Origin of the sequence: Streptomyces sp. DvalAA-43 (assembly GCF_900091725.1) — a bacterium.
In the GTDB taxonomy this organism is placed as follows: domain Bacteria; phylum Actinomycetota; class Actinomycetes; order Streptomycetales; family Streptomycetaceae; genus Streptomyces; species Streptomyces pulveraceus.
Map to the genome: position 1 here is coordinate 103,845 of NZ_FMBW01000095.1, position 15,761 is coordinate 119,605.

15 protein-coding genes, 1 pseudogene and 1 riboswitch are annotated in these 15,761 nt (G+C 71.6%); of the genes and pseudogenes, 7 read left to right on the plus strand and 9 right to left on the minus strand.

Annotated elements, in window-relative coordinates:
• Positions 1–73 precede the first annotated feature (73 nt).
• Complete coding sequence (locus GA0115234_RS40320; RefSeq protein WP_093552021.1) at positions 74–679, plus strand: acyl-CoA-like ligand-binding transcription factor; 606 nt, start codon at positions 74–76, stop codon at positions 677–679.
• Positions 680–779: 100 nt separating this feature from the next.
• Positions 780–2,387 carry an MDR family MFS transporter gene (locus tag GA0115234_RS40325; RefSeq protein ID WP_093551756.1) on the plus strand — a complete coding sequence of 536 codons (1,608 nt, stop codon included), beginning with the start codon at positions 780–782 and terminating at the stop codon, positions 2,385–2,387.
• Positions 2,388–2,503: 116 nt separating this feature from the next.
• Here GA0115234_RS40325 and GA0115234_RS40330 read toward each other — a convergent pair whose 3' ends face one another.
• Together GA0115234_RS40330 and GA0115234_RS40335 are read right to left on the minus strand one after the other, a co-directional pair.
• Entirely contained in the window at positions 2,504–3,280 is a 777-nt protein-coding gene (locus tag GA0115234_RS40330; RefSeq protein ID WP_093551758.1) for a hypothetical protein, read from the minus strand.
• A 244-nt stretch (positions 3,281–3,524) separates the two neighbouring features.
• Positions 3,525–4,361 carry an alpha/beta fold hydrolase gene (locus GA0115234_RS40335; RefSeq protein ID WP_093551760.1) on the minus strand — a complete coding sequence of 279 codons (837 nt, stop codon included), beginning with the start codon at positions 4,359–4,361 and terminating at the stop codon, positions 3,525–3,527.
• A 58-nt stretch (positions 4,362–4,419) separates the two neighbouring features.
• On the opposite strand from GA0115234_RS40335, the gene GA0115234_RS40340 reads away from it, so the two are divergent.
• On the plus strand, positions 4,420–5,007 hold the full coding sequence (locus tag GA0115234_RS40340) for a TetR/AcrR family transcriptional regulator (RefSeq protein ID WP_093551762.1): 588 nt from the start codon (positions 4,420–4,422) through the stop codon (positions 5,005–5,007).
• A gap of 51 nt (positions 5,008–5,058) precedes the next feature.
• Here the strand turns inward: GA0115234_RS40340 and GA0115234_RS40345 are convergent, their stop codons facing one another.
• Positions 5,059–5,925, minus strand: a complete 867-nt coding sequence (locus GA0115234_RS40345; RefSeq protein ID WP_093551764.1) for a bifunctional 5,10-methylenetetrahydrofolate dehydrogenase/5,10-methenyltetrahydrofolate cyclohydrolase — start codon at positions 5,923–5,925, stop codon at positions 5,059–5,061.
• A gap of 21 nt (positions 5,926–5,946) precedes the next feature.
• Positions 5,947–6,033: riboswitch (ZMP/ZTP riboswitch) on the minus strand.
• Between the two features lie 92 nt (positions 6,034–6,125).
• Positions 6,126–6,983: a class I SAM-dependent methyltransferase gene (locus GA0115234_RS40350; RefSeq protein WP_093551766.1), complete on the minus strand. Its 858-nt coding sequence runs from the start codon at positions 6,981–6,983 to the stop codon at positions 6,126–6,128.
• 110 nt (positions 6,984–7,093) lie between these two features.
• Here GA0115234_RS40350 and GA0115234_RS44060 point away from each other — a divergent pair, with 110 nt between their 5' ends.
• Together GA0115234_RS44060 and GA0115234_RS44065 are read left to right on the plus strand one after the other, a co-directional pair.
• Positions 7,094–7,486 (plus strand): ankyrin repeat domain-containing protein, encoded by a 393-nt coding sequence (locus GA0115234_RS44060; RefSeq protein WP_107405855.1) that lies wholly within the window; start codon positions 7,094–7,096, stop codon positions 7,484–7,486.
• A 159-nt stretch (positions 7,487–7,645) separates the two neighbouring features.
• Positions 7,646–8,317 carry a DUF1203 domain-containing protein gene (locus GA0115234_RS44065; RefSeq protein WP_107405856.1) on the plus strand — a complete coding sequence of 224 codons (672 nt, stop codon included), beginning with the start codon at positions 7,646–7,648 and terminating at the stop codon, positions 8,315–8,317.
• Positions 8,318–8,774: 457 nt separating this feature from the next.
• Here the strand turns inward: GA0115234_RS44065 and GA0115234_RS40365 are convergent, their stop codons facing one another.
• Complete coding sequence (locus GA0115234_RS40365; RefSeq protein ID WP_093551770.1) at positions 8,775–11,060, minus strand: ATP-binding protein; 2,286 nt, start codon at positions 11,058–11,060, stop codon at positions 8,775–8,777.
• Positions 11,061–11,249: 189 nt separating this feature from the next.
• On the opposite strand from GA0115234_RS40365, the pseudogene GA0115234_RS40370 reads away from it, so the two are divergent.
• Positions 11,250–11,596, plus strand: a pseudogene (locus GA0115234_RS40370) (helix-turn-helix domain-containing protein); the annotation flags it as partial.
• 62 nt (positions 11,597–11,658) lie between these two features.
• On the opposite strand, the gene GA0115234_RS40375 reads toward GA0115234_RS40370, so the two are convergent.
• Positions 11,659–12,051 carry a hypothetical protein gene (locus GA0115234_RS40375; protein WP_343335974.1) on the minus strand — a complete coding sequence of 131 codons (393 nt, stop codon included), beginning with the start codon at positions 12,049–12,051 and terminating at the stop codon, positions 11,659–11,661.
• A gap of 80 nt (positions 12,052–12,131) precedes the next feature.
• A complete protein-coding gene (locus tag GA0115234_RS40380) occupies positions 12,132–13,034 on the minus strand; it encodes a lytic polysaccharide monooxygenase auxiliary activity family 9 protein (RefSeq protein WP_093551772.1) in 903 nt (300 codons plus the stop codon).
• A gap of 475 nt (positions 13,035–13,509) precedes the next feature.
• Here GA0115234_RS40380 and GA0115234_RS40385 point away from each other — a divergent pair, with 475 nt between their 5' ends.
• Entirely contained in the window at positions 13,510–14,250 is a 741-nt protein-coding gene (locus tag GA0115234_RS40385) for a Cys-Gln thioester bond-forming surface protein (RefSeq protein ID WP_093551774.1), read from the plus strand.
• A gap of 369 nt (positions 14,251–14,619) precedes the next feature.
• Here the strand turns inward: GA0115234_RS40385 and GA0115234_RS40390 are convergent, their stop codons facing one another.
• Positions 14,620–15,396 (minus strand): VOC family protein, encoded by a 777-nt coding sequence (locus tag GA0115234_RS40390; RefSeq protein WP_093551776.1) that lies wholly within the window; start codon positions 15,394–15,396, stop codon positions 14,620–14,622.
• Between the two features lie 106 nt (positions 15,397–15,502).
• Positions 15,503–15,664 carry a hypothetical protein gene (locus GA0115234_RS42720; protein WP_161275755.1) on the minus strand — a complete coding sequence of 54 codons (162 nt, stop codon included), beginning with the start codon at positions 15,662–15,664 and terminating at the stop codon, positions 15,503–15,505.
• Positions 15,665–15,761 lie beyond the last annotated feature (97 nt).

Below are 15,761 nucleotides of genomic sequence, written 5' to 3' on the forward strand. Positions count from 1 at the left end.
GCGGGCGGCGGGGGCGATCCCCTGCCGCCCACAGAATTTTGCACAACGCGCAAACTTGCATAGCATGCACTTCATGAGTGCCGCCGATATGCCCCTCGGGCTGCGTGAGCGCAAGAAGCGCGCGACGCGTGACGCCCTCGCGGATGTGGCGCTGCGCATGGCCGCGGACCGCGGTATCGAGAACGTGACCGTGGAAGCGGTCACCGACGCGGTGGGCGTGTCCGTGCGCACTTTCTTCAACTACTTCCCGTGCCTCGAGGACGCGATCACCCGTCCCGACCAGGACAACGCCGAACGGACCCGCCGGGCGGTGCTCGACGCGCCGAAGGAACTCACCGCGCTCGATGCCCTGCGCGAGGCGATCGGCCAGGAACTCGCGCACATCGAGGAGGACCACGAACGCTGGGAGCTCCAGATGGCGGTGCTCCGGGCGAGCCCTTCGATGCTGTCCCGGTTCCTGGCCGCCCGGGGCGCGGACGAACGCGCGCTGATCGCCGCCGTGGCCGAGCGACTCGGCCAGGATCCCGAGTCCGACCTCTACCCCCGGCTGCTCGCGCACGTGGCGATCGCCGCCGTGCGCGCCGCCGTGGATCTCTGGGTGGCCTCCGGCCGTACCCGCACGTTCCAGAGCATCTACCGCGAGGCGTTCACCTCGCTGGCCGCCGGTCTGAACGCCTGAAGACCTCAAGCACGACTGACTCCTGAAGCACCTGCGAAGCCCCCACCGGGGCCTTTCACCCGAGAATCCAGACGAACCAGAGAATGAGGAACGCCGGCCGATGAGCGCTGCCGTCACACCCGAAACCGGTACGGCCGGTGCGCCCGAAGGGGCCGCACCAGCCATGACGCGTCGTCACATACTCCAGGCCATGTCGGGGCTGATGGCCGGCATGTTCGTGGCCATTCTGGCCTCCACCGTGGTCTCCAACGCACTGCCCCGGATCATCGCCGATCTGCACGGCAGCCAGTCCTCCTACACCTGGGTGGTCACCGCCGAGCTTCTGGCGATGACGGCGACCGTCCCGATCTGGGGCAAGCTGTCCGACCTCTACGACAAGAAGCTGCTCATCCAGCTGTCCCTCTCGATGTTCATCATCGGCTCGCTCGTGGCCGGCTTCTCGCACAGCGTCGGCCTGCTCATCGTGAGCCGCGTGGTGCAGGGCATCGGCGCGGGCGGCCTCACGGCGCTCGCCCAGGTCGTGATGGCGGCGATCATTCCGCCGCGTGAACTCGGCCGCTACTCCGGCATCTTCGGTGCCGTGTTCGCCGTCGGCACCGTCGCGGGTCCGCTCATCGGCGGTGTGCTCGTGGACACCTCCTGGCTGGGATGGCGCTGGTGCTTCTTCATCGGGGTGCCGTTCGCGCTGCTGGCGATCGTACTGCTCCAGCTGACGCTGAAGCTGCCCACGGTGCGCAGAGAAGTCAAGATCGACTATCTCGGCGCGGTCCTCATCATGAGCGGGGTCAGCGCCCTGCTGCTGTGGGTGACACTCGCGGGCAACCGGTTCGACTGGGCGTCGTGGCAGACGGCCGCCCTGGTCACCGCCGGTGTGGTTCTGCTGGCCGCCGCGGTGCTGGTCGAGTCCAGGGTCCAGGAACCGATCATCCCGCTGGACATCTTCCGCAACCGCACCGTGGCACTGACGACCGTGGCGAGCCTGCTGGTCGGCGTGGCCATGTTCGGCGGCACGGTGTTCCTCTCCCAGTACTTCCAGATCTCGCTGGGCAAGACGCCGACCATCGCGGGCCTGATGAGCCTGCCGATGATCCTCGGCCTGATGGTCTCCACGACCGTCGCCGGGCAGATCATCTCCGCCCGGGGCAAGTGGAAGGGCTTCCTGATCGCGGGCGGCATCATCATGACCGCGGGCATGGGCCTGCTCTCCACGATCAGCGCGGACTCCTCGTTCGGACTGCTCAGCGCCTACATGGTGGTGCTCGGCGTGGGTGTCGGCATGCTGATGCAGAACCTGGTGCTGGCGGCCCAGAACGACGTACCCGCGTCGGAGCTCGGCGCCGCGACCTCGGTGCTGTCGTTCTTCCGCAGCCTCGGTGGGGCGATCGGCACGAGCGCGCTCGGCGCCGTGCTCAGCCACCGGGTGGCGAGTGAGATGGCGAAGGGCTTCGGCGGGGCGGCGGACAACGGGGGTGCCGGCCATGGCGTCCCCGACCTCTCCAAGCTTCCCGAGCCGGCCCGGGAGATCGTCGAGCACGCGTACGGGATCGCGACCGCGGATGTCTTCCTGATCGGAGCCCCCTTCGCGTTCCTCGCCCTGATCGCGGTGCTGTTCATCAAGGAGAAGCCGCTCAGGACGCAGAGCGGCATGGAACGGCTCGCGGAGGAGAACGCCGCCGCGGCGAAGACTCCGGCCGCCCCGGCGCACTGAGAGGTACGAAGAGAAGGACGCAGGCCGCCGTGACCCGGCCGGACTCCGCGGACGCACACCATGAGGCGTACGCGTGAGGACGCGCCGCGCACGGCGGCCGCGCTCTTTGTCCGGTGTCAGCCGGCGGGAGCGGTCGGCCAGGCGCCCGGCTGCGCCCCCCGCTTGGGCTTCCGCCCGGCGGAGCGGTTGCTGATGAGGGCCTGCCGGATCTGTGCGGCGGTCGCTCGCGCATGCTCCGAGGTGGAGATCGCGTCGGCGGAGGCGGGTACGAAGCGGTGGGCCGGCTGCCGGCAGTACGGGCAGGGCGCGCCGTCGGCGAGGAGGTAGCCGTCCTCGCACGCCCGGTTCGAGCAGGCACCGGAGCTCACCAGGGCCTCGGCGATCTCCTGGGGTGCCCAGCGGCGACGGTTCTCCTCGTCGCGTTCGTGGATCGCGTGGGACCAGCGGTTGCTCCAGCGCCTTTCGATACGGTCGAGGAGCTGGGCGGCCGTCCGGTGCGTGAGCTCCTCGAACAGGATGTCGGGCAGAGTGCGCGGGACCCGGTGTCCGAGGGCCTGGAGCAGTGGCTGGGGGAAGCCCTGCATGATGAAGCGCATCGGGTCGTTGCCCGGACTCTGCCTCCACTGCCGGCAGTGGCAGACGCCTCCGTCGGGCAGTTGCTTGTGGCAGCGGGTGCACAGTCCGCGGCAGTCCACGCAGATCCCGTCGTTGAGCCCGTCCAGGTGTGGTGCCGGCGCCCTGCCGCACTCACGGCAGCAGGCCGCGCACCGGCCGCAGAGCCGCTCGTTGCCCTGCTGGGTCGTCCAGTTCCGCTGCTGGCAGCGGCAGCACAGACTGGTGTTGCAGTAGTCGCTGTGCTCGCCGTTGTGCCGGCCGAGGGGAGCGAAGGACACGGTGCTTCCTCTTTTCGGACTGGGGCGTGTCGGCGGAGCGCGTGCGGCGGTCCCGGACCCGCGACGGGCACTGCCTCGGCACGGAGCGGAAGCCCCTCCCCCGCACGGTGCTGCTCCGTACAGCCTAAGGGCTGTCCCATGGTCCGGCGGGCGTGCGACGACACGCCCACGGCACCTCGCGAATCGGTGGCGCGGCCGGACGCCGCAAGGAACCGCACCGGCAGAGACCCGCGCGCTCCCGCGCTCAGTCGCTCTCCCCGATGAACCGGCGCAGTTCGCCGACGAGTGCCGCCGGGTTGTCGACGGGGACCAGCGTTCCGGCCCCGGGGATCTCGACGTACCGCCCCTGCGGCAGCAGTTCGGCGAGGCGCCGACCGGTCGCGGGCGGCATCATCCGGTCCTCCGCGCCCCAGGCCACCAGCGCGGGCCGGTCGAAGTGCCGCAGCCGTTCGGCGGCCCGCAGATAGGTGTCCTTCCGCGTGGAGCGCAGAAAGCGGGCGAGGTCCCGGCGGATCGCCCGGTCGGTCAGCAGCGGCCGGTACCAGCGGCGGACCCGCTCGTACGGGATCCCGTGCGCCGTCATACCGCCCAGCGAACTGCCCATCGCCACCAGGAAGGGCACCCGGAAGGACTGGAGGAGCAGGAACAGGCCGCCCGGCATCCGGCTCGCGGCCACCAGGGTGCGGCCCTGGATGCCCGGCGGGTAGTTGTCGAGCGCCTCGCAGGAGATGAGCACCAGCCGGGCGATGCGTTCGTCGCGTACGCCGGGCAGGAGCTGGGCCGTACCCGCGTCGTTCTGCACCAGCGTGACCTCGTGCAGGTCCAGCCGCTCCAGGAACTCGGCGAGCAGATCCGCCACGCCCTGGGCCGACAGGTCCGCGGACGGCCGCATCGGGCGGCGGTGGCTGCCGAGCGGCAGGACGGGGACCACCACGCGGAAGTCCTCGCGCAGATCCGCCACGACGGCGTCCCAGACGGAGTAGTCGAAAGCGAGCCCGTGGACGAGCACCACGGTCCCGCCCGCGCCCTGCCCGGTGTCGGTGTACTCGATGGTTCCGGCGCTCAGTTCGATCTCCGGCATCGCATGGCCTCCCCGCGACCGTGACTTGATAGACCGATCTAGTGAGAGACTATCCGGCATGAGGACCACCGGCGACACCAGGCAGCGGATCGTCACCGCCGCCACCGAACTCTTCCGGCGGCAGGGTTACGCGGCGACCGGAATGAAGCAGATCGTCGCGGAGGCCGGGGCCCCGTACGGCTCGGCGTACCACTTCTTTCCGGGCGGCAAGGCCCAGCTCGGCGAGGAGGTGATCCGCACCTCCGGGGCCGCCTATCTGGAGCTGATCGGCAGTCTGTTCGCCGACCCGGGGGCGGATCCGGCGGCAGCCACCGCTGCCGCCTTCACGGGCGCCGCCGAGACCCTCCGGGAGCTGGACTTCGCCGACCCGTGCCCGATCGCCACCGTGGCCCTGGAGGTCGCCAGTACGCACGAGGGCCTGCGCCGCGCGACGGCGGATGTCTTCGCCTCGTGGATCGAGGCCCTCGCCTCCCGCTACGCCGGGGCGGGCATCGGGGCGGACACCGCCCGGGACACCGCGGGCTCGGTGATCGCCCTGCTGGAAGGCGCCTTCATGCTCGCCCGAGCGGCCCACGACACGGCCCCGGTCCGCACGGCCGCCCGCGCGGCCGCCGCCGTCGTCCGCGATGCGCTGGAGTCCGGCTGAGCGGCATCGCCCCGGCCGGAACCACGGGCCGGGAGGGCCATCGTCCGGAAGCTACAGCCGGGGCACTCCGAGCCGGCGTGCCGCCGCCTCGACCGTCTGGGCAAGGAGCACGGCGATGGTCATGGGCCCCACACCGCCGGGAACAGGGGTGATCAGTCCGGCCCGGTCCCTGGCGGACTCGAAGTCCACGTCCCCGACGTTGCCCGGGTTGTACCCCGCGTCGATCACGACCGCACCTGGCTTGATGTCCGCACCGGTGAGGAAGCGCGGCCGTCCGACGGCTGCGACCAGGATGTCCGCCTGCCGCACGATGCCGGCCAGTCCGGCGGTACGCGAGTGGCAGTAGGTGACCGTGGCGTTCCGCCCGAGGAGGAGCATGCCCACGGGCTTGCCCAGGATCGGGCTGCGCCCCACCACCACCGCGTGCTTCCCGGCGGGGTCCACGCCGTACTCCTCCAGCAGTCGCATGATTCCCCCCGGGGTGCAGGAGACGAAGCCGGGCAGGCCGAAGCTCATCGCCGCGAAGGAGTGCGTGGTCACCCCGTCGACGTCCTTGTCCGGAGCGATCGCCTCGAAGGCCGCGCGTTCGTCGATGTGCGGTCCGACGGGGTGCTGCAGCAGGATGCCGTGCACGCCGGGATCGTCCGAGAGTTCGGTGATCCTCTCGATCAGGCCGTTGGTGCCGACCGAAGCGGGCAGGGACACGTGCCGAGACCGGATGCCCGCCCTCTCGCACCGGGCGCGCTTCATCCGGACGTAGGTCACCGAGGCCGGGTCCTCCCCGACCAGCACGGTGGCCAGGCACGGGGCTGTCCCGGTGCGCCGGTGGATCTCCGCCGCGGTGGCGGAGCTGGTGGCGATGATGCGGCTGGCGGGGCCGGTGCCGTCCATCAGCCGAGCCGTCCGTGTACGAGCCATGTGCCACTCCTGAGCCTCGCGGTGAGTTGCCCAGGCGCACGGCATCGACAGAATGTCGGGGCCGCTCCCCGGTGGTACTCCACCTCAGCGCCAGTCACGGCCCAGCCGTCACCCTAGTGGAACGGACATCGGCACGCCCCGCCTTCACGGTGTCTCCGCTTCCGGGCGCAGTCGTTCGTCCCTGGCCCGGGACGGGCGGGTCAGGTGGTGGCCACCAGCAGGTCCTCTCCGCTCGACGGGCGGAGTCCATCGGTCCGGTCGGCGAAGTAGCGCTCGGCCAGCAGCGCGCCCGGCACGTGCCGGGCGTCCGCGATGCCCGCCCCGCGGGCCAGTGCCAGCATGTCCCGCGGGGTGTAGAGGCTGACGAACGGCGTACCGGACGCCCGGGCGCCCTTCTCCGACTCCTGGAGTCCGGTGCGGTCGGCGTCGTCGAGGAGTTCGGGCGGCAGCAGGAACGTCATGGTGAGGGTCGAACTGGGAGCGAGCGACGCGATCTGACGCAGGGTGGCCGCGGTGGCCTCCCTGGTGAGGTACATCGTGACGCCGGTGGAGACCACGACCGCCGGCCGGTCCGGGTCGAAGCCGACGGCGACCAGCTGCTCCGTCCAGGATTCGCCGGCCTCGAAATCGACCGGTACGAGTCGCAGCCGGTCGGGGACGCCGTAGCCGAGCTCGATCAGGCGTCGGCGCTTCCAGGCCTGGGGGCCGGGCCGGTCGACCTCGAAGATCCGCAGTCGGGAGGCGATGTCCGGCCGGCGCTGGGCGAAGGTGTCCAGGCCGGCGCCCAGTACCACGTACTGGTCGACGCCCCGGCCGGCCTGCTCGGTGACCAGGTCCTCGATGAAGCGGGCGCGGGCCACGACGGCCGCCCGGAACCCGCTGGTGGCACGCGGGTCCATGTCCGGGCGACGGCGCCAGTCGTCGCCGGGGGCCACCAGCCGCAGGCCGGTCTCGTCCTCGAACACATGGGGCGGCGGGTCGACCTGGACGTGCATGGCCCGCCAGAGGGCGACCCGCACGGCCGTGCTGTCGGGCGCCTCGGTCTGCTGGTCCGTCATGACGTTCTCTCCCTACGGTCCTTGCGGTCGGTTCCCGGCCGGAGCCCGGAGGTCCGGACGGGCCGGGAGCGGAGCCCCCTCGACGGGGCCCCCGCGTCGCGCGTACTCCCATGGGAGAGGATGCGCGCCACCGGCACCAGTCGAACCACGCGGAGGCAACCGAGAGTCCAGAGGCACGAGGTCTCGCGTCAGCGGTACGCGCGGGCGACACCCGCGCGGTGCGGGCCCCGCTGGAGAGCGGTGCGGATCCGGACACCGTGGATGCGACCGGACTGCCGGTGCTGTGTGCGGCCGTGGCCGCGGACGACGAGCGTGTCGCAGCCGCGTCGGTGGAGGGCGGCGCGGACCCCGACCGGCTGCTGCCGGACGGGACCACGCCGCTGTGGCGCGCGGTCGAGGGCGGGTCCCCGGCGATCGTCTCGGCGGTGCTGGGCGACGAACCCCGGCCGCGGCTCGCGGGGGCGTCCCGTGCGCGGCTGCTCGCCCTGGCGCGGAGCCGGTAAAGGAGGAGGGCGGACGCCTGGCTGCCTGGGCGGCCGAGGAAACGGAGAGCGAGGTCCTCGCACAGGTGCTCGCCGCCTTGAGCGAGCACGGACATCCGGGCCAGGAGGCCATCGCGCTCCGGTACGCGGACCATCCCGACCCCTCGCGTACGCCGCCGGGTGCCCGAGACCCTCCATGGGGAGGACGCCGCCCGCACAGCCGCTGCCACCAGCGCGTTGCTCGCTCTCGCGCGGGACCCGGACGCCGACGTGCGCGGCAGCGCCTGCACGGTGCCGGGCGTGTGGGACTGCCTCGCACCGGAGACCGTCCCGGCCCTGCTCCGCCTGGCCAGGGATCCGTATGCCCGGGTGCGGGCCGCGGCGGCGGTGGCGCCGGCGGCGTCCCGGGACCGCTCGGTCCCGGCTTCGAGCACGACCACCGGGTCAGTGGGCTCTGGCGGTGGGCATGGCGGCAGGAGGACTCGGCGGCCGTCCCTCATCGGCCCATGGGGGCCGGCGCCGCCCAGGGCGACGTCTGATTCCCGCCGGGGCGGGGGCGCCGAGCCCGGCCCGTACGACGAGTGCGGCCCGGTGTTCATCCACGCCGAGGAGTGCGACGGGCCGGGCCCTGGCCCCGGCTACCCGGTCGAACTGCACGGTGCCCGCCGGGTACTGCGCGCCTACGGTGCCCGGGGGAACATCCTCGGCGGGAAGCTGATCGAGATCCCCAAGGAACGGGCCGCCGAGGTGGACCACGCGCTGCGCGAGGTCTTCGCCGATCCGGACGTGGCACTGGTGCACGTCCGCGCGGTGGAGTTCGGCTGCTTCATGGTCGAGGTCCGCCGCCGGTAGGCGAGGCGGAGCGCCGGGAGGTCGGGCGATGGGCACCGGGCGGGACCACCGGGACCGGATGTCCGTCGCGGCACTCGCGGCCGGTACCGACGACGGCAGCACGGGCGAACAGCCGGAATCATGCGCCTGCACCGCCGACAGTGCAGGCACATGGTTCCGGCGCCGCTGGGGACCGGGAGCACTCGGGCCTGCCGCAGCCGCGTCCACGATGCTGCGCAGATACTCCACGTTCCCAGCGGCACGCCCAGCCTGCCGCACGACACCGCCCCCCGGCGGACGTTGAATCGCAGGTCGGTACACGTATCTGTGCTCTCGGCCCCGGTCACCCTCCTGGCGTCGGCATACGTACCGGGGGCGGGGTGGGCATACGTACGACCGAGCCGGTGCCTTCCGCTCGGGGCGGTGCCGCGGGACGGGGTCTCGCTGAGGGCGTCGCTGCCGGTACCGGATCCGGTGCCTAGGCGTTCAGTGCCGACGCGATCTCGGTACGGGAAATGATGTCGAGCTTGGTGAGAATGCGCTCGACGTGTGTGTCCGCGGTCCGCTTGGAGATCACCAGGTGCTCGGCGACCTCCCGGTTGGACAGTCCTCGCGCGACCAGCGTGGCAACTTCGCGTTCCCGTGGGGTGAGCAGCTCGGTCGCCCCGGGCTCCGGCCGGCTGCGGGGCAGGCGCCGGGCAGCCGACGGCCTGTCGGCGTCCGCCCGCACCGCGTCCAGGATCTCGGTCCCGGAAAGCCGCGCTCCCGCATCGTGCCAGCGTTCGTACTCCGCGTCCCCCAGCGCTTCCCGCACGGCGTTCCGGGTCGCCTCCTGCTGTTCCAGCACGGACATCAGCATGGCCACCGGGTCACCGCTCAGCCGCCGCGCGCCTTCCGCGTACCCCAGCAACCAGGCGGCCCTGACGTAGCGTTCCTGCTGTGCGGCATGCCAGGCAAGGCCCAGGCAGCAGAGCGCGGCGACCAGCACGTCACCGATCTCGCTCATGGCGTCCAAGGCCTGCCGCAGCGCGTCGGCACCCTCCTCGTGGCGTCCGGCGAGCCAGCGGATGAGGCCCTGTGCCATGAGCGTGGAGCCGTAGAACTGACGGTCGCCCGTACCGTGCAGATGAGCCAGTCCCATCTCGCACAGCTCCAGGGCCCCGTCGGTGTCCCCGAGTACGGCACGCAGCAGGGCGCCTTCGTAATGGACCAGGCTGATGCCCAGTGAGTCGCCCACGGCGACGATCCGCCGACGCCCCTGCTCCAGGTCGGCCAGTCCCTCGTCGATCTCGCCGCACAGCGCCCGCATCGCTCCGATGTACGGCTCGGTGAACAGTGCCACGCGCTGTTCGTCGCAGTTCAGTGCGGCTTCCCGCGCTTGCTGGAAGAAGGTCGGCGCCTCGTCGAGATCGGCGGTCCAGGTGGCGATCACTCCGGTCATGAACAGGCCCCAGGCCCGTTCCTCGCAGTCCTCGGGCACCAGCTGGAGCCCCTTCTCGATCCAGTAGCGCCCCTCCGACAGCGTGCCGGTCGCCCTCCAGTGCGGGGCGAGCTGCACGGCGAGGCTCAGCCCTTCCGGCGCGCTGCCCGTGGCCGTGAACGCGTACTTCATCGCCGCCCGGATGTCGGCGATCTGGCTGCGCACCGCCTGGTGCAGTTCGGCCTGGGCAGGGGTGATCAGCTCGTCCCACAGACGCCGGGCCGTGTCGCGGTGGTGCGCGAAGTGCCGCCCGCGCACGGAGGCCGCGCTGCTGTCCTCGTCCAGGCGCTCGGCGCCGTATTCACGGATCGTGTCCAGCAGCCGGTAGCGCGCCCCGTCCTCGCCGACGCGCTGCACGACCGACTTGTCCACCAGGCCGAACAGTGCCTCCAGCACGGAGTCGGACGGGAGTCCGTCGCCTGCGCCCACCCGTTCCGCGGCCGACAGTTCGAAGGGGCCGGCGAAGACGGACAGGCGTGCCCACAGCAGGCGCTCCGCCGGGGTGCAGTGCTCGTAGGACCAGCCGATGGTCGTACGCAGCGTCTGATGCCGGGCGCAGGCGGCGCGCTGGCCGCCGGTGAAGACCTCGAACCGGCGGTCCAGCCTGGCCACCAGCTCCCCCAGCGGGGCGACCCGCAGGCGTACGGCGGCCAGTTCGAGGGCGAGCGGGATCCGGTCGAGCCGTTCCACGAGCGCCAGCGTCTGCGTCCGGTTGGATGCGGTGACGGTCCAGCCCGGCAGCACGCGGGCGGCTCTCTGCGTGAACAGCTCCAGGGCGTCGTCCACTCCGAGCGGGGCGATCGCCATCGTCTGTTCGTCGGCCACGTCGAGGGGCTGCCGACTGGTGGCCAGGACGCACACCTCGGGGGCCTCGCGCAGGAGGACGTCGCACAGTACGGCGCATGCGTCGACCATGTGCTCGCAGGTGTCGAGCACGATGAGCAGTTGTTGTTCCTTGACGTGGGCGACGACCGCGTCCAGTGGTTCCATCCCGGCGTGTTCCGGGACTCCCAGCACGGTGGCCAGCGTCGCGGGTACCAGTTCGGGGTCGGACAGGGCCGACAGTTCGGCCAGCCACACCCCGTCCGGGAACTGTTCCCGCAGGCCCTCCGTCGCGCGCAGGGCGGTGCGGCTCTTCCCGACGCCGCCGGGCCCCACCAGGGTGACGAGCCGCGCCTCGCGGAAGGCCTCCTGGATCAGCGCGATCTCCTCGGCACGTCCGACGAAACTGGTCCGCTCGGCGGGAGGTTGCCCGCTGCGCCGCTGCCCGAAGCCGAATCCCATGGGGCCCCCGTGATGCTCAGGTACCTCGCCTCTTCGCGAGATATCAGCACAGTGTAGATGCGTGACTCCGGAGCGTTGCCGGGGTACGGGGGATGTACGGATGCCGTGAGGGTGTGGGGTATCGGGTGTGCGGAGGTGCCGCGGGGAGGTGTGGACGCGGGGCGACCCGCGCCCGCCCCGCATCCGTACGAGGCGTCCGCGCAGAGCACCTCCGCGACCCGCCAGTGGGCATGGGAACGGCTGGACGAGCCGCTGGTCCTGGCCGACCTCGCCGCCCACGCCCGGATGAGCCGGCGCACCTTCGCGCGCCGCTTCCAGAACGAGGCGGGAATCAGCCCCGGTCGCTGGCTCGCCCAGCAGCGCATCGCCAGGGCACGGCACCTCCTGGAGACCACCGACCTGCCCGTAAACGAGGTCGCCGCACGGGCCGGCTTCGGCACCGACACATCGCTGCGCCAGCATCCGCACGCGGCCATCGGTGTTCCCCGCTCACCTACCGGCGGACGTTCCGCGGGACGGCCGACGCCGCCGGGTGAGCGCGGCAGGACCAGCACCTTGCTCCCCAGCGGCCGGTACGGCCACTGCACACCACACCCCCTCAGAGGGCGAAGCTCTCGGTATGGATGCGCTTCTGCGGTACCCCGGCCTGGACGAGCGCGGCGGTCGCCGCGACGGTCATGCCGTGTGGCCCGCACAGATAGACGTCGCGTCTGGCGAGGTCGGGGACCAGACCCCGCAGTGTCTGCGGGGCGAGTGGATTGAACGAGGCGTCGGACGGACCGAGCAGGTAGTGGAGCCCCGCCTGGCGGAACGCGGCGATGGCCTCCAGTTCCTCCCGCAGGACCAACTGGTCCTCGCTGCCGGCCCGGTAGAGCAGAGTGATGTCACCGGGCCCTCCCGGCAGTGTCTCGAAGAGAGCCCGCATCGGCGTGATCCCCACGCCGCCCGCGAGCAGCAGCACCTTCCGCCGCTTGCGTCGGTGCGCCGTCATGGCGCCGAAGGGCCCCGTGGCCAGCACGCGCGTGCCCGGCTTGAGTCGACGGATCCGCCGGGTGTGGTTCCCGACCGCCTTCACCGTGATTCTGAGTTTGTCGTCCCGCACGGGTGCGGAGACTGCTCGGCCACGCTGTTGGCCTCGGGTCCGTCGGCCGCGCCCGCGGCGGAGCCGCCCGCCGGGGTCGCGGCGTGGTGGCCCTGGTGCTGCACGGAGGACTTCGCGGCGCCCTCCGCGATCTTCTGGTCGGTCGGAGCGGACGCGGTGGGTGCCGGAGCATCGGAACCACCGGCCCCGCCTCCCTTGTCTCCCTCGCCGTTCCCGCCGCCCTTGCTGTCCTTGCTGTCCTTGCCGAAAACGACGTCCGAGCAGGTGTAGAACGCTTCTGGAGAGTCGGAGCGCTGCCAGATCGAGTAGATGAGGTGGCGTCCCGACCTCGCGGGCACCTTCCCCTGGAACACGTAGTCGCCGCTCTCCATCCGGGGGTCGGCGGTCTTCACGAAGGGCTGTGCCTCCAGGTCCGACCACTTGAGCGGCCGCGTCGGGTCGTACGAGTCCTTCGTGATGTACAACTCGAAGGAACCCTTGTGCGGAGCAGTGCCCTTGTAGCGGAAGGTGTGGCTGCCGGCGGTCATCCTCGTGGACGGCCAGTCGGCCCGCGGCAGGTCGAGGCCGCGGTACTTGTCGTTGGCCGCGCTGCACAGCTTGCCGTCGGGGATGATCTGCTTCGACTTCCCCGCCGCGTTCGCGATGTTGACCGCGTTCCAGTCGTAGAAGGCCTGCTTGCCGCTCGCCGCGACGGCGGCCTTGCACGCCGCGGACCGCGGCGACTCCACACCCTCCGCGTAGCAGGCCGCCACACGGCTGACCGGATCCGTCATCGACCCATGAGCCGACGCCGGAGCACTCGACGAAACGGCCATGACGAGCGATACGGCACCCGTGGCGGTACACACGGCGGCCTTGCGACGAACGGTCATGGAAAGAACTCCTCACCAATGATGATGTCCGGGGGAACAGGCCTACGGGGCGACCGTATTCGGCACGCCGTCTCCGTGGCCCGGCGATCAGCAACCTAACCCCGGACAACCCGCCGACCCTGCGGTGAGAACGCCGGCGGGCCATTCTTATGGATGCCTTAAGGAGTACCTCAGGTTGTGATCACCCAATACCGGAATGGTCTGGACCGGGTGCGACGAACATGGCCCGCACACCCGGCTTCACCGCCCCTTCCATCCGCGCTCGTAACGCTGTCGGGCGCGGCCGGTAACCATTGCGACTCGCCAGCCTTATCAGAGCCATAGGGGCGGGAGGCAGAGGGATTCTCGTACCTAGGATCCCCGTGTACTCGGACGGAGCGTCAGCTCCCGCACGAGCGCGTACGTCTGCCGCAGGCACCTTCCTCCGCGTCCACCGACCGACCACGCGGAGCGGCCTGCTTTCGAGGGGAATCCCATGCCTTCCTTCTTCAGGCGCGGCCTTGCCCGCCTGGCCGTCGTGTCCCTGGCCTCGGGACTCGTCGCAACGGGGGCGACAGTCCTCGCCGGCCCCGCCGCGGCCGACGGAGGTGATCAGAGCGCGGGAGGTGCGACCGCGCGGTACTGCGGCATGACCGACTTCGGGCGGGTGACCATCGAGGAGAAGGGCGGAAGCAGATGGCCCGTCGGAAGCGTGGGCCTGTTCGAGATGCGGACCGGGCAGGGCGGCACACTCTCGACCTACTGCATCGACCTGCGGACCGGGGCCAGGCGGGACTTCCACCACGAGGAAGTCGGCTGGGACCGGTCCTCCCTCCACAACAACACGGACGCCGGGAAGATCCTCTGGGTCCTGGGGCACTCCTGCCCGAAGGTCGCGGTGGCGGAGCCGGCCGAGAAGGCTGGTGCCAAGGAGCTCGACCAAAATGACGCCGCCGCGGCGACGCAGGCAGCGATCCGGCACTACTCGGACAAGGTCACGGCCACCCCGGCCCATGCCGATGCCAAGCTGCCGACCGCTTACCTCCTCAGCAGGGCGGAGGGCCTCCTGGAACCGAAGGCGTCCCTCGCCCTCGCGCCGCCGTCCGTCGCGGGCAGGTCCGACGGCCGGCTCGGTCCGGTCACCGTCAGCACGAACGCGTCGGCCGCCGCGCTGTCACTCGCCCCCGGCGCTCCGGACGGCGCCCGGATCCCCGACAGGGACGGCACACCCGTCTAGGACGCCAAGAACGGCGACCAGGTCTTCCTGGACGTCCCCGTCGGCGCCCCGGACGGCTCGACGGAACTGACCGCCCTGGCCACTACGGGTGTTCCGCTCGGCCGCGCGTTCATCAGCACGACGGACCCAGCCAGACGCTGATCCTGGCCGGATCCAGCAGCTCCGCCGTCTCCGCCAAGGCCTCCGCCTCCTGGGCCGGGAAGGGCCCCCTGCCCGCCGTCACCGAAGAGGACCGCCCGCGGGTGAGCCGCCCGCGCGGCCGACGCCCGGCCCCGGAGCAACGGGCTGCTCCGGGGCCGTACGCATGGTCCCGGCAGCGGGCCGGGGTCACCACGGCATCCCCGACGCGATCCGTCGGAGGAGCCGGTGTCATGGACCGGACATGGTGAAGAGCGCGCCGTCGGGGTCACGGACGATGTAGGCGTCCATCGCAGGGCCGTCGCACGCGGGGACACATGACGATTCACCGCCGCCTTGGACGGCGGCGGCCGCGGCCCGTGCGCTGTCCTCGACGCGGAAGTCGACGATCCACCGGGGCCGGATCCTGGGGTCAGCGGCGGTTTCGACGCCGCCCCCGCGCAGGGTGGCGACCGTACGCCCTTCCAGTTCGACGCGGACGTGGTTCTGCGCGTAGTCGACCGTGCAGCCGCCGGGCGGTTCGGCCCAGCCGAAGACCTCCGCGTAGAAGATGGCCGCCTCGAAGGCGTGCCGAGTCTGCAGGTCCAGCCGTGCGGGGGCGCTGCCCTGCCCCACCGACCAGGCCAGGGCCATGCCTTCCCAGAAGCCGAAGACGGCCCCGTCGCGGTCGGCGGCGATCGCCGCCCGGCCCTCGCCCAGCTTCACGGGGCCGACGGCGAGCGTGGCACCGCGCTCCCTGACCCGGTCCGCTGTCTCGTCCGCGTCGTCCACCGCGAAGTACGGGGTCCACACGGCGGAGAGGCTGGTGGCGGGAGAGCAGCTTCCGATCCCGGCGACGGGCCGGCCGTGCGCCATGGCCACGGAGAAGTTGCGGCCGAGGGTGCTGGCGACGAATTCCCAGCCCATGACGTCGCTGTAGAAGCCCTGGGCCGCGCGCAGATCGCGTGCCAGCAGGCTGACCCAGCAGGGAGCTCCGTCCACGGGCCTGATCCTTCCGAGGGCCGTCATCAGATGCTCCTTCGCGTCTCCCGCCGCCGCGGGCGGCCCACGGGCCGCCCTTCGATCCGCACGAACGATTCCTCCATGTCGCGGTCGGCCGCCACGAGTTCCGCGATCATCTGGCCGCCGTGGCCCGCGGCCGCCGGTTTCCCGGGCTCGATGTCTCGCGGTGCGGGTGCGTCCACCCGGCCCGCAGGCCGTCGGTCACCTCCGGTTCGTCGAGGCCGGCCCGTTCCATGAAGAGCAGCACATCGGGGTCGGAACGGGCCGCACCCACGATCTCGTCCCTGTCCCCGTCCGGTCTCCGTGACTGGTTGTCGCACGGTGTACACCGGTCGGTGACGGGCCTGTGTGACCGTCGGCAGGGCCGAGTT

Coding starts and splice junctions, on each gene's coding strand:
- GA0115234_RS40320 (WP_093552021.1), top strand. CDS start 74: ATGAGTGCCGCCGATATGCCCCTCGGGCTGCGTGAGCGCAAGAAGCGC.
- GA0115234_RS40325 (WP_093551756.1), top strand. CDS start 780: ATGAGCGCTGCCGTCACACCCGAAACCGGTACGGCCGGTGCGCCCGAA.
- GA0115234_RS40335 (WP_093551760.1), bottom strand. CDS start 4,361: ATGCCGGAGATCGAACTGAGCGCCGGAACCATCGAGTACACCGACACC.
- GA0115234_RS40340 (WP_093551762.1), top strand. CDS start 4,420: ATGAGGACCACCGGCGACACCAGGCAGCGGATCGTCACCGCCGCCACC.
- GA0115234_RS40345 (WP_093551764.1), bottom strand. CDS start 5,925: ATGGCTCGTACACGGACGGCTCGGCTGATGGACGGCACCGGCCCCGCC.
- GA0115234_RS40350 (WP_093551766.1), bottom strand. CDS start 6,983: ATGACGGACCAGCAGACCGAGGCGCCCGACAGCACGGCCGTGCGGGTC.
- GA0115234_RS44060 (WP_107405855.1), top strand. CDS start 7,094: ATGGGAGAGGATGCGCGCCACCGGCACCAGTCGAACCACGCGGAGGCA.
- GA0115234_RS40365 (WP_093551770.1), bottom strand. CDS start 11,060: ATGGGATTCGGCTTCGGGCAGCGGCGCAGCGGGCAACCTCCCGCCGAG.
- GA0115234_RS40375 (WP_343335974.1), bottom strand. CDS start 12,051: ATGACGGCGCACCGACGCAAGCGGCGGAAGGTGCTGCTGCTCGCGGGC.
- GA0115234_RS40380 (WP_093551772.1), bottom strand. CDS start 13,034: ATGACCGTTCGTCGCAAGGCCGCCGTGTGTACCGCCACGGGTGCCGTA.
- GA0115234_RS40385 (WP_093551774.1), top strand. CDS start 13,510: ATGCCTTCCTTCTTCAGGCGCGGCCTTGCCCGCCTGGCCGTCGTGTCC.
- GA0115234_RS40390 (WP_093551776.1), bottom strand. CDS start 15,396: ATGACGGCCCTCGGAAGGATCAGGCCCGTGGACGGAGCTCCCTGCTGG.